At 50.7% G+C, this 11,660-nt stretch carries 11 protein-coding genes; 4 read left to right on the top strand and 7 right to left on the bottom strand.

What is annotated here, in order from left to right; genetic code table 11:
- Positions 1-346: 346 nt before the first annotated feature.
- Entirely contained in the window at positions 347-1,645 is a 1,299-nt protein-coding gene (kgtP, locus tag D9738_RS13775) for an alpha-ketoglutarate permease (protein WP_130260430.1), read from the top strand.
- On the opposite strand, the gene D9738_RS13770 is transcribed toward kgtP, so the two are convergent.
- The 5 genes from D9738_RS13770 to trxC all read right to left on the bottom strand — a co-directional run bounded on the left by D9738_RS13770 (position 1,642) and on the right by trxC (position 7,356).
- Positions 1,642-1,965, bottom strand: coding sequence for a YfiM family lipoprotein (locus D9738_RS13770; RefSeq protein WP_130260429.1), 324 nt, complete (start codon positions 1,963-1,965; stop codon positions 1,642-1,644). The genes kgtP and D9738_RS13770 overlap by 4 nt on opposite strands.
- A 43-nt stretch (positions 1,966-2,008) precedes the next feature.
- Entirely contained in the window at positions 2,009-3,364 is a 1,356-nt protein-coding gene (gene pssA, locus D9738_RS13765) for a CDP-diacylglycerol--serine O-phosphatidyltransferase (RefSeq protein ID WP_130260435.1), read from the bottom strand.
- Positions 3,365-3,477: 113 nt separating this feature from the next.
- Positions 3,478-6,138, bottom strand: coding sequence for a protein lysine acetyltransferase (pat, locus tag D9738_RS13760; protein WP_130260428.1), 2,661 nt, complete (start codon positions 6,136-6,138; stop codon positions 3,478-3,480).
- Positions 6,139-6,169: 31 nt separating this feature from the next.
- The gene (tapT, locus tag D9738_RS13755; RefSeq protein ID WP_130207572.1) at positions 6,170-6,868 is read right to left on the bottom strand and encodes a tRNA-uridine aminocarboxypropyltransferase; all 699 of its coding nucleotides are present in this window, start codon (positions 6,866-6,868) and stop codon (positions 6,170-6,172) included.
- A gap of 68 nt (positions 6,869-6,936) precedes the next feature.
- The gene (trxC, locus tag D9738_RS13750) at positions 6,937-7,356 is read right to left on the bottom strand and encodes a thioredoxin TrxC (RefSeq protein ID WP_072664230.1); all 420 of its coding nucleotides are present in this window, start codon (positions 7,354-7,356) and stop codon (positions 6,937-6,939) included.
- A 206-nt stretch (positions 7,357-7,562) separates the two neighbouring features.
- Between trxC and D9738_RS13745 the strand changes: the two genes are divergently transcribed.
- The gene (locus tag D9738_RS13745; protein WP_130207570.1) at positions 7,563-8,600 is read left to right on the top strand and encodes a tRNA/rRNA methyltransferase; all 1,038 of its coding nucleotides are present in this window, start codon (positions 7,563-7,565) and stop codon (positions 8,598-8,600) included.
- A 47-nt stretch (positions 8,601-8,647) separates the two neighbouring features.
- On the opposite strand, the gene ung is transcribed toward D9738_RS13745, so the two are convergent.
- On the bottom strand, positions 8,648-9,337 hold the full coding sequence (gene ung, locus D9738_RS13740) for a uracil-DNA glycosylase (RefSeq protein WP_130260427.1): 690 nt from the start codon (positions 9,335-9,337) through the stop codon (positions 8,648-8,650).
- 305 nt (positions 9,338-9,642) lie between these two features.
- On the opposite strand from ung, the gene grcA reads away from it, so the two are divergent.
- Positions 9,643-10,026 carry an autonomous glycyl radical cofactor GrcA gene (gene grcA, locus D9738_RS13735; protein WP_000627804.1) on the top strand — a complete coding sequence of 128 codons (384 nt, stop codon included), beginning with the start codon at positions 9,643-9,645 and terminating at the stop codon, positions 10,024-10,026.
- A 55-nt stretch (positions 10,027-10,081) separates the two neighbouring features.
- On the opposite strand, the gene eamB is transcribed toward grcA, so the two are convergent.
- Positions 10,082-10,669 (bottom strand): cysteine/O-acetylserine transporter, encoded by a 588-nt coding sequence (gene eamB / locus D9738_RS13730; RefSeq protein ID WP_130260426.1) that lies wholly within the window; start codon positions 10,667-10,669, stop codon positions 10,082-10,084.
- Positions 10,670-10,771: 102 nt separating this feature from the next.
- Between eamB and D9738_RS13725 the strand changes: the two genes are divergently transcribed.
- Complete coding sequence (locus tag D9738_RS13725) at positions 10,772-11,653, top strand: LysR family transcriptional regulator (protein ID WP_130260425.1); 882 nt, start codon at positions 10,772-10,774, stop codon at positions 11,651-11,653.
- The last annotated feature ends 7 nt before the right edge of the window (positions 11,654-11,660 follow it).

The following is an 11,660-nucleotide window of genomic DNA, read 5'->3' as shown; positions in this document are numbered from 1 at the left end:
ACTGCCAGGCATCAAATAAAACAAAAGGCTCAGTCGGAAGACTGGGCCTTTTGTTTTGTCTGTCGTCCGTCCTGAATAGCGTAGGCAGTAAAAACCACCTGATGTGGTTCTGACTAAGAAATAAAAACCCTACCATTCCCTTGTATACGCCAGATGCTCGCCCATTTCCATACGACAACCTCACCTGAAATCCTTCCTGGTCATCCAGAATAATCATTCCCCTGCTAACTAAATTCGCAGTTATGGTTGCACAAACATCGGTAACAAATGTATAACATCTGTCTTACTAAATAATAAACAACATTGGCCGACAAAAGCATCGGATTATGGCAGGAGAAATATTGGCATGGCAGAAAGCACTGTAACGGCAGACGACAAACTGACAAGTAGTGATACTCGTCGCCGCATCTGGGCAATAGTAGGGGCCTCTTCAGGTAATCTGGTCGAGTGGTTCGATTTTTATGTCTACTCATTCTGTTCCCTCTACTTTGCCCACATTTTCTTCCCTTCTGGTAACACTACCACTCAATTACTGCAAACAGCCGGTGTTTTTGCTGCGGGCTTTCTGATGCGTCCAATCGGTGGCTGGCTATTTGGACGCATAGCCGATAAACATGGTCGTAAAAAATCAATGCTGTTATCGGTGTGTATGATGTGTTTCGGATCTCTGGTTATTGCCTGCCTCCCTGGTTATGAAACTATCGGTACCTGGGCTCCGGCATTATTGCTTCTCGCGCGTTTATTCCAGGGATTATCTGTTGGTGGAGAATATGGCACCAGCGCCACTTATATGAGTGAAGTTGCCGTTGAAGGACGCAAAGGATTCTATGCTTCGTTCCAGTATGTCACGCTAATTGGCGGTCAGCTGCTGGCCTTACTGGTGGTGGTTGTTCTACAACATACTATGGACGATTCTGCTCTTAGAGAGTGGGGATGGCGCATTCCTTTTGCGTTAGGAGCGGTGTTAGCCGTTGTGGCATTGTGGTTACGTCGTCAGTTAGATGAAACTTCACAACAAGAGACGCGAGCGTTAAAAGAAGCGGGGTCAATGAAAGGATTATGGCGCAATCGCCGTGCATTCATCATGGTTCTCGGCTTCACTGCTGCGGGTTCTCTTTGTTTCTATTCCTTTACCACCTATATGCAGAAATATCTGGTGAATACTGCGGGAATGCACGCTAACGTAGCAAGCGGCATTATGACTGCGGCATTGTTTGTATTTATGCTCATTCAACCGTTCATTGGCGCGCTGTCAGATAAGATTGGACGCCGAACCTCAATGTTATGCTTTGGCTCTTTGGCCGCTATTTTTACCGTCCCCATACTATCAGCATTGCAGAACGCCTCCTCTCCTTATGCCGCTTTTGGTCTGGTGATGTGCGCCCTGCTGATAGTGAGTTTTTATACATCAATCAGTGGAATACTGAAGGCTGAGATGTTCCCGGCGCAGGTTCGCGCATTAGGTGTTGGTCTGTCATATGCGGTCGCCAATGCTATATTTGGTGGTTCGGCGGAGTATGTAGCGTTGTCGCTGAAATCGATAGGAATGGAAACGGCATTTTTCTGGTATGTGACATTGATGGCCGTGGTAGCGTTTCTGGTTTCTTTGATGCTGCATCGCAAAGGGAAGGGGATGCGTCTTTAGTGATGCGCTATTTGCCAGACGGTATAGCCGGTAGTTGCACCGGCTATATCCCAGGCAAAATCCTTCCAGCTCCAGCCGCTCCCCTCAGGGCGGCTATCCCAAAGCTCTTTTGACACTCCCAGCCCTACAGAGAACACCAGCCCGAACATCGCGCTGCGGTCGCGGCTCATCCCCTGATGTTGCGCGTATTCATTTCCTGCGGCGGAAAGCATCGCCGAGGCGATAAAGTGTTGAGCTTTATCCTCCCCGCTCCAGCTATCGTTAGCCATATGGCTGCATCCAGAAAGTAACAATAGCGAACAGACAAAAAGAATACGCAACGCGGCCTCCAAAAAACAAACCCCGTACAGGACGGGGTTCAGATTACAGGATACGGCTAATTAATCGGTCGATGCGGATGCGGCGCAAACGGCGGATAAGTTTGCGAACTTTTACCGGGTAATCGGCAATACTTTGCAGATCGCGGTAGTGCTTAACAATGGTGGTATGCTCGCGGATCAGAGCCAGTTCTTTTTCACGCTGCGGCGCAAGCTCCAGTTGTGGATCGTGGATCAAAATGGCGTTTTCCAGATCCAGACGCCAGGCGCGTGGGTTCAGGTTATTACCGGTTATCAGCATCCACTTATCATCAACCCACATTCCTTTCAGGTGATAAGTATTATTGTCATCTTTCCACAAACGGACCACTAACTGGTCAGTATTGACGTAATACTGCAAACGACTCAGGAAGCGACGCAAATTAATCTCATAAAGATAAGGCAACGCGCCAATTATCTTGAATGGCTCATCTTCCGGAATATAGAAGTCATTCGCGGTTTTATCACCAACGATAATTTCGACCTTTTTCCCTTCACGCAGCACCTGGATGATATTGCGCACCAGGATTGCCGGCAGGTTGAAGTATGGCGTACAGATAGTCAGTTTCTGTTCTGCACAGGGCATCAGATGGAAAATGGTCTTGTTCAACAGACTCGATTTCCCCAGCCCCACTAGCGGCGTTACGGAAAGCTGATCGTTGTCGGCATCTCCCTGGAAATGATAAGCGGCATCGCGCAGCTCCTGGCGGAACAGGCGAATGTCGTTCTTGATTTCCGGGCTTTTTGGGCGATGTTCATCATCCAGACGGTTAACACCGCGACCATTCATAATATTCTGCGTAACCCATTCAAACATAATGTCTGACATCTTGCGGTTACGAATCAGATGGTAACGGTCGTAGCGGTATTTATCGTGCTGATGCAGATAAACATCGTTCAGGCTGGCACCGCTGTAAAGTACGCTATCGTCGATGATAAAGCCTTTAAAATGCAGAACGCCCAGGGCTTCACGGGTATTGATGGGTACGCCATAAACCGGAACATCTACGCCCGGATTTTCCTGCGCCATGCGGCAGTACCAGTCAGCGTTAGTGTTAGATGCCGCAGCGCCAATGCGTCCACGTTGCGCACGATGCCAGTCGACCAGCACCCGCACATCCAGTTCCGGACGCTGCCGTTTAGCCTCATATAGCGCGCTCAGAATGCCTTTGCCACCATCATCCTGTTCGAGATACAGGGCGACAATGCAAATGCGCTGCTTCGCGCTGGCTATTTTTTCCAGCAGCGTCTCCCGGAAGTCGGCGGGAGCGTAAAAGAAATCGACATCATCAACTGATTGAGAAATCTTGGGTAGTTGGGCAAGGTGTTGTTGATGTTTATTACGCTTAAATTTTGACAACATCACAGTGCATTTCTTCTCTGTTCATTGAAGGGTCCTCTGTGCAATGCAGACGACATAAGCGGGCAATAATAACACCAGTCCCGATTAAGTGGTCAACATTTCCAGTACCTTACTCATGATTCCTCGCGCTGGGCAAGATTTAGCGTAAGCCCAACGATCCCCTCTTCGAGCTGGATATCGACGTTAAACCCGAGCTTGCGGGCCAGCGCCACCATGCCACGATTGTTTGGCATCGTAATACCATTCAGACGTTGCAGTCCGTGATCTCGCGTATAGGTAATCAACTTTTCCATTAAGCGTCGACCTAAGCCTAACCCTTTGAGATCCGAGCGAACCAGTACAGCAAATTCGGCATCGATGTTATCAGGATCGGAAATCGCACGCGTGACGCCGAGGATCTCTTCCGTTTGATCAATACGTCGCACCGCCACAAACGCCATTTCCCGATCGTAGTCGATCTGCGTCATGTTAGCTAAATCTTCATGGGTGAATTCATTGATCTCGCTAAAATAGCGGTAATAAAGATCTTCTTTGGTGACTAGCGAAATAAATTGCTGAAGCTGTGGCTCATCTTCTGGCAAAATCGGGCGGAACAAGCAACGTTCACCGTTTTTCAATTCCACCCACTCTTCCAGCTGATGCGGGTACGGGCGCACTGCCAGCCGACTCTCGCTATCGCCTTCAAACGGCGCGATATCCAGCGTGACATCCAGCGCGGTAAATTCACTGCCAGAAGCCAGCAAAGGATGAATATCCAGACGCTGAATTTCCGGGCAATCGACAATCAAGTTGGAAACCTGCACCAGAAGCTGGCTCAAGCCTGCAACATCCAATGGACGCAGTGCACTGCGCGCACGAATCTTTTTACTTTTTATTCCCTGAATGACCAGATAACGGGCCAGGTTCATGTTCAGCGGCGGTAATGCGACGACGGCTTGATCTTCTGGACGCCACTCCACACCGCCTTCACCAAGCATGATCAACGGTCCGAAAACCGGATCCTGCTCGACCACTACCCGCAACTCCTGGGCGCCAGCACGGTTAGCCATACTTTGCACCAGCAGACCGTGGATCCGCGCCTGCGGCCAGGCCATTTTTACGCGATCGAAAATAGCGTTCGCGGCTTGCTGGACTTCATTGGCTGTACGCAGGTAGAGCATGACGCCCTGAACTTCCGATTTATGTGGAATATCCGGCGAACGCAATTTCAGTGCCACAGGATAACCAATCTGTTCAGCAATATGCACCGCTTCGGTGCTGTCGCTGGCAATCCAGGTGGGAAGCGTGTTCATGCCATACGCTTGCAGGATGGGCTGAACTTCATGGGTATCGAGCGACGTTGCTCCTTCGGCAATCGCCTGTTGCAACAGAAGATGCGCTTCTGCGGTATTAGAGGTCAGATTGCTGGGCAGTGCCGGCGTTTCGCGTAGTTGCTTCTGGTTACGTCGGTACTCCACCATATGCATAAAAGCGGTGATGGTTCCTTCCGGAGTGCGGTAGGTCGGCAGCCCGGCTTCGCTGAATAAACGTCGCGCCTCCTGCGAGGAGTGTTCGCCGCACCAGTTCGTCAGCAGAGAGACATACTTGCTGCGAGGGTGATGCTTTACCGCTTCAATTAATGCCAGCGCGCTTTCTGTGGCGGGAGCGGCAGCACTGGGTGAATGAATAACCATCAGCGCATTAAAATCCTGGCTGTGGAGCAGAATATCCAGCGTTTTAATATAGTGCTCACTGCTGGCGTCATCGCGCAGATCGAGCGGGTTAGAGATTACTACATGTTCTGGCAGCGCATTGCGTAGCTTCTGGCAGGTTTCTTCGCTTAGCGTTGCCAGCTTGCCATTGCGTGACCATAAGGCATCTAGCGCCAGCGCAGCAGGCGCGGCACCGTTGCTGATAATCATCAGTCGGTCGCCACGCAATGGGCGCATATGGCTAAGGGTTTCCACTGCCGAAAACAGTTCGTGAGTGTCCTGCACTCGTAATAAACCGGCACGCTGAATAGCCGCATCCCATGCCGGGTCCATTCCTGCCGTCGTGTTGAGCAGTCGCTGTGCTGCCGGGCTACGTCCGCTTTTAATTACCAGAATCGGTTTATTACGCGAGGCACTACGGGCCGCCGAAACAAAGCGTCGCGCGTCGCTTAACTGTTCGAGATAGAGCAGGATGGCGCTGGTTTTACTGTCGCGCGCCAGATAGTCGAGCAATTCATCAACGTCGATATCCAGGCTGTCGCCGAGCGCAATAAAGTAGGAAAAGCCCATCTCACGCTGTTGCGCCCAGTCGAGGATGGTGTTGGAGACGGCAGCCGATTGCGAAATAAACGCCAGCTTGCCGCGTTTAATCGGCACAGGCGAAAAGCTGGCATTCAGACCTTGCCACGGCGCCAGTAATCCCAGACTGTTTGGTCCAAGCAGGCGCATGTTATGGCGCTGGGCGCAGGCGCGGAGATCTTCGTGTTGCGATGTCGGGGCAGAAAGAATAATGCAGGTTTTACAGCCTTTTTCGCCGAGTTCTTCCAGAAGCGCCAGATTGCGGCTGGCATTTGTACACAGCACAGCAAGGTCGGGCGTAAATGGCAGACTGGCGATATCCGGCCAGGCCAGTACGCCTTGTACCGCTTTCCAGGCCGGCGTCACCGGTAACACCGGTCCGTTAAAGCCTCCCGCCAGCAGGTTACGCATCATCAGGTAACCTGCGCGATTGGGTTTCATCGATGCGCCAATTACCGCAATCGATTTTGGTCGCAGTAGTGCTTCCAGTCCTCGCTGACTCATACCGGTCTCCCGCAGAAGTGACCGAATGATTTTAAACGCTTTCTAACTGTTCTGCTGTGATACTACCCAGATGTTGCGTTTTTCCTGCCAGATAGCGTGTTTTAAAGCGAGTGAAATGCTCGCCTAAGCTGGCCGCAGCCCTGGTATCGCCCGCCATATCTAAAAGTGCGATAGCCACTTCAGCGGTACAATATTGGCCTTCAGCCTGGGCTTCACGCAGGCGATAGGCAGAAAGCCGGGAAAGATCGACGGAAATGACGGGGAGATTATCCAGATACGGACTTTTACGAAACATCTTGCGCGCTTCCGGCCAGGTACCATCGAGCATGATAAACAGCGGTGGCTTACCGGAAGGCGGGGTGAAGATCACTTCCCGGTGCTCATCAGCATATGAGGCGGGAAAGACCACCATTGGTTGATAATCCGGGTTTTGCACCAGAGCCAGCAGTTCTTGTGATGGTTCGGTACGCGACCATTGAAACGCAACGGTATCAGGTAAAATATCAGCAATCAGACGCCCGGTGTTACTTGGCTTCATTGGCTCGGTGTCGAACATCAGCAAACAGAAGCGACTTTTTGCTTCCGCTGGGGTAATTGTCGAACAGAGACATAATTTCTCTGGCAAAAGACAGCGTTGGCAGCGACGAACGCGATTACCGCGGGCAAGAAAAGGACGTGTTGCGCGCGCAATACGTTTGGCGCGTAACTGGAGAACAGCGTTTTCGGTCATAAGAGAGCGTCGAAAAAACGCCATTGTCGCAGAGGAGAAAACGGGGCACAAGATGCGCCCCGGTAAGATTAAAGAGATTCGTTCAGCCAGCTGTCGAACGGCGCTTTCGGTACTGCGCCATTAAGCATGTCGACAACCTGACCATTTTTGAAAATCATGATCGTCGGAATACTGCGAATACCAAAGCGGCTGCTTAATTCACGTTCAGCTTCGGTATTCACTTTCACAAAGCGCACTTTACCGCTACGCTCTTGCGCAACATCTTCAAAAATTGGCGCGAAGTTACGGCAGGGGCCGCACCACGGCGCCCAGAAGTCGATCACCACAGGTAGATCATCTTTCAGCAATTTGTCGAGCGTTTCACCGGTCGCATTAATCACCTTTCCGTCAAACAAGTCGTGACCGCAGCGTCCGCATTTTGCCGCATCTTCGATCCGATCGTCGGGAATGCGATTGATGGCCTGACAATGGGTACAAACGGTATTCATAACTAACCTCGGGATGAGTAAGGAGACTTATCGGCAACGACGCCGGTATGTTTCTAATATGTTACATATTATCGGTAACATTGTTCTAGACAACAATCTGTTTTATTCAATGGGTATGATAGACGTAGGCTTTGGAACGAAATCATGGCGAACCGCGCGCACTTCGGGTAATCTGCGCGCTTCGCGCAGCGCTGGTGGAGAAAAGCATGAACGATGAAATGAAAAGCAAAAGCGGCAAGGTCAAAGTGATGTATGTCCGCAGTGATGATGATTCTGATAAACGTACCCATAACCCGCGTACCGGGAAAGGGGGCGGGCGTCCAGGAAAATCTCGTGCCGACGGTGGCCGTCGCCCCGCCCGCGATGACAAACAGAGTCAGCCCCGTGACCGCAAGTGGGAAGAGTCGCCGTGGCGCACAGTTTCCCGCGCGCCTGGTGATGATGCGCCGGAAAAGGCCGATCACGGTGGCATCAGTGGTAAAAGTTTTATTGATCCGGAAGTGTTGCGTCGTCAGCGTGCGGAAGAAACCCGCGTCTACGGCGAAAACGCATGTCAGGCACTGTTCCAGAGCCGTCCGGAAGCAATTGTTCGCGCCTGGTTTATCCAGAGCGTAACGCCACGTTTTAAAGAAGCATTGCGCTGGATGGCGGCAAACCGCAAAGCGTACCATGTGGTGGATGAAGCTGAACTGACAAAGGCGTCAGGTACGGAGCATCACGGAGGCGTGTGCTTCCTGATCAAAAAGCGTAACGGTACAACCGTGCAGCAGTGGGTAAGCAAGGCTGGTGCGCAGGATTGTGTACTGGCGCTGGAAAACGAATCTAACCCGCATAACCTGGGCGGTATGATGCGTAGCTGTGCGCACTTTGGCGTGAAAGGCGTTGTGGTGCAGGATGCGGCACTGCTGGAATCGGGGGCGGCTATCCGTACCGCAGAAGGCGGCGCAGAACATGTTCAGCCGATTACTGGCGACAACATTGTTGACGTGTTGGATGATTTCCGTCAGGCGGGCTACACCGTGGTGACCACTTCCAGCGAGCAAGGTAAACCGCTGTTCAAAACCAGTCTGCCAGAAAAAATGGTGCTGGTGCTGGGGCAGGAATATGAAGGGTTACCGGATGCCGCACGTGATCCGAACGATTTGCGCGTGAAGATTGACGGTACTGGCAACGTTGCTGGACTGAATATTTCTGTCGCAACTGGCGTTCTGCTTGGCGAATGGTGGCGTCAGAATAAAGCCTGATAAATCAGCCGGGTGGCAACTCTGCCATCCGGCATTTTCCCGCAAATTTACTCACTCTCTGCCGGTAATACAGGCATCCAGTCAATCGGCGTCTCGCCACGTTGTTCCAGCCACTGATTTGCCAGCACAAAATGGTTACAGCCAAAGAATCCACGATGCGCAGAAAGCGGTGACGGATGCGGTGCTTTCAGTACGTGATGGCGTTGCTTATCTATAATCGCCCCTTTCTTTTGCGCATGAGATCCCCACAACAAAAACACCACGCCTTCGCGATGCTGATTAATCAGGCTGATGACTTTATCAGTAAACGTCTCCCAACCGAGGCTGGCGTGGGAATGCGCCTGACCTGCGCGTACAGTCAATACGGTATTGAGCAGCAGAACGCCCTGACGCGCCCAGCTTTCGAGATAGCCATGCGCCGGGCGGGTAAAACCTGGAACGGTATTTTCCAACTCTTTATACATATTCAGTAATGACGGCGGAGTGGGGATACCGGGGCGAACAGAAAACGACAGGCCGTGAGCCTGTCCGGGGCCGTGATAAGGATCCTGGCCGAGAATCACGACTTTGACATCGCCTAACTCGGTATAACGAAAGGCGTTAAAAACATCTTTTTGTGGCGGATAGATAGTGATGCCGGATTGCCGCTCGCTGGCGACGGTCTGAAGGGTATTAAGAAAATAGGGTTGTTGCTTCTCTTCAGCCAGCACGTCATGCCAGGTTAATTCGTTAGCCATCTCGCTCTCCTGCGAATCTTCAATCCGCCTAGCTTAACTGCTTCTTTCTACAGAGCAAAATCAAGCTCATTTTATAGACATAATCGACTGTAAAAAAATGTAAATTGGTAAAATTTCACACCCGCATAAGTTGATGTAAAACAATAAAATCCACTTGCCTCCACACTTGGTGTGTGTTTTTTATTGATTTAAATCAAAGAATCAGGGGTCTTTGAGGAGTATATATACACTCAAGCAACAATGGTTTTACCAATTGGCCGCGACAGGCTGATCAAATCAAATAAATTTTGCCGGGGAGGCATCACATGATTACAGGTATCCAGATTACTAAAGCCGCTAACGACGATCTGCTGAACTCTTTCTGGCTGCTGGACAGCGAAAAAGGCGAAGCGCGTTGCATCGTTGCGAAAGCAGGTTTTGCAGAAGACGAAGTGGTTGCAGTAAGCAAACTGGGTGACATTGAGTACCGTGAAGTTCCAGTAGAAGTTAAACCAGAAGTTCGCGTAGAAGGTGGTCAGCACCTGAACGTAAACGTTCTGCGTCGTGAAACTCTGGAAGATGCAGTTAAGCATCCGGAAAAATATCCGCAGCTGACCATCCGTGTATCCGGTTATGCAGTTCGCTTTAACTCTCTGACTCCGGAACAGCAGCGCGACGTTATCGCTCGTACCTTTACTGAAAGCCTGTAAGGCTTAAGTAGCAAGTTACTAAGCGGAAGAGGGCGACCTCTTCCGTTTTTTTTCATTAATAGAAAATACGTACCGCGCAATAAACCAGCAACAGTGCCAGCACGATATTTAACTGGCGACCATACTGGCGAAACAATCGCTGAAACAGATGCCCCGCCAGCGCCCAGCACACATTGCCAAACGTCCCAATCATTGCCAGCAAAACGCTGACGCCAACTACCCAGCTTAACGCCTGCGTTTGCGGCAGGACAAACGTCGATAGTGCCGTAATGCCGTACAAAATGATTTTGACGTTCACAAACAGTAGCGCAAAGCTTGCCCAAAAGCTGATCGGTTTTGCCTGAAGCCCGTCTTCCTTTGTTGGGCTGGTAGCGATTTTCCACGCCAGCCAGACAATATATGCCGCCCCCGCCCAACTCAACAGATGCACTGCCGCCGGGTCAATAACAGCCAGTGAAAACGAAATTCCCGCGCACAGTAGCATGACGATTAAAAATCCCAGACTCATCCCCGCCAGTACGCGGGTACTCTGACGAAACCCATGCGACGTGGCAGAACTAAGGGTGAGAATATTGTTTGGTCCTGGCGTGAGGGCAGTAATCAGGGTGTAGGTCCAAAAAGCACTTAAAAGGGTCGGTGTCACTTGTTATCTCCTCTGTTTTGGTAGACAGTAGCCGACACAAAACATTTAAAAAAATGAATGTTTTCACATTCTAAGTTCGATATTTTCGATAGGTTTGGGATTATGGATCTGCGCCGTTTTATTACCCTAAAAACCGTGGTGGAAGAGGGTTCCTTTTTGCGAGCTTCGCAAAAATTGTGCTGCACACAATCGACGGTGACTTTTCATATTCAGCAGCTTGAGCAGGAGTTCTCGGTACAGTTATTTGAGAAAATTGGCCGACGGATGTGCCTCACTCGCGAAGGCAAAAAGCTGCTGCCGCACATCTATGAACTCACCAGAGTAATGGATACGCTTCGCGTAGCTGCCAAAAAAGAGTCGGAGCCGGACGGAGAACTGCGCGTTGTTTCGGGCGAAACGTTGCTCTCTTACCGTATGCCGGAGGTGTTGCAGCGTTTTCGGCAACGCGCACCAAAAGTGCGTTTATCATTGCAGTCACTGAACTGTTACGTGATTCGTGATGCACTACTGAATGATGAGGCAGACGTCGGCATCTTTTATCGCGTAGGGAATGATGATGCACTGAACCGACGTGAGTTGGGTGAACAATCGCTGGTGCTGGTGGCTTCACCGCAAATTGCAGATGTCGATTTTACTGAGTCGGGAAGACATAACGCCTGTAGTTTTATTATCAACGAACCACAATGTATCTTCCGCCAGATATTTGAGAGCACGCTTCGCCAGCAGCGGATCACGGTGGAAAACACCATAGAGCTTATAAGTATCGAAAGCATCAAGCGTTGTGTCGCGGCCGATATCGGTGTCAGCTACCTGCCACGCTTTGCGGTGGCAAAAGAACTTGCGAGCGGTGAATTAATTGAATTGCCCTTTGGCGAGCCGTCGCAGACCATTACAGCAATGTGCGCACACCATGCCGGAAAAGCGGTTAGCCCGGCGATGTACACTTTTATTCAGTGTGTTGAAGAGTGTTTTGTGGCTGGATAAAAAAATG

The sequence above is a fragment of the Escherichia sp. E10V5 genome, from assembly GCF_004212315.1.
Classification (GTDB): domain Bacteria; phylum Pseudomonadota; class Gammaproteobacteria; order Enterobacterales; family Enterobacteriaceae; genus Escherichia.
The sequence above is the reverse complement of the archived record's forward strand: the minus strand, read 5'-3'. Positions and strand labels throughout refer to the sequence as shown.

Coding starts and splice junctions, on each gene's coding strand:
- kgtP (WP_130260430.1), top strand. CDS start 347: ATGGCAGAAAGCACTGTAACGGCAGACGACAAACTGACAAGTAGTGAT.
- tapT (WP_130207572.1), bottom strand. CDS start 6,868: ATGACCGAAAACGCTGTTCTCCAGTTACGCGCCAAACGTATTGCGCGC.
- trxC (WP_072664230.1), bottom strand. CDS start 7,356: ATGAATACCGTTTGTACCCATTGTCAGGCCATCAATCGCATTCCCGAC.
- ung (WP_130260427.1), bottom strand. CDS start 9,337: ATGGCTAACGAATTAACCTGGCATGACGTGCTGGCTGAAGAGAAGCAA.
- D9738_RS13745 (WP_130207570.1), top strand. CDS start 7,563: ATGAACGATGAAATGAAAAGCAAAAGCGGCAAGGTCAAAGTGATGTAT.
- D9738_RS13725 (WP_130260425.1), top strand. CDS start 10,772: ATGGATCTGCGCCGTTTTATTACCCTAAAAACCGTGGTGGAAGAGGGT.
- grcA (WP_000627804.1), top strand. CDS start 9,643: ATGATTACAGGTATCCAGATTACTAAAGCCGCTAACGACGATCTGCTG.
- pat (WP_130260428.1), bottom strand. CDS start 6,138: ATGAGTCAGCGAGGACTGGAAGCACTACTGCGACCAAAATCGATTGCG.
- pssA (WP_130260435.1), bottom strand. CDS start 3,364: ATGTTGTCAAAATTTAAGCGTAATAAACATCAACAACACCTTGCCCAA.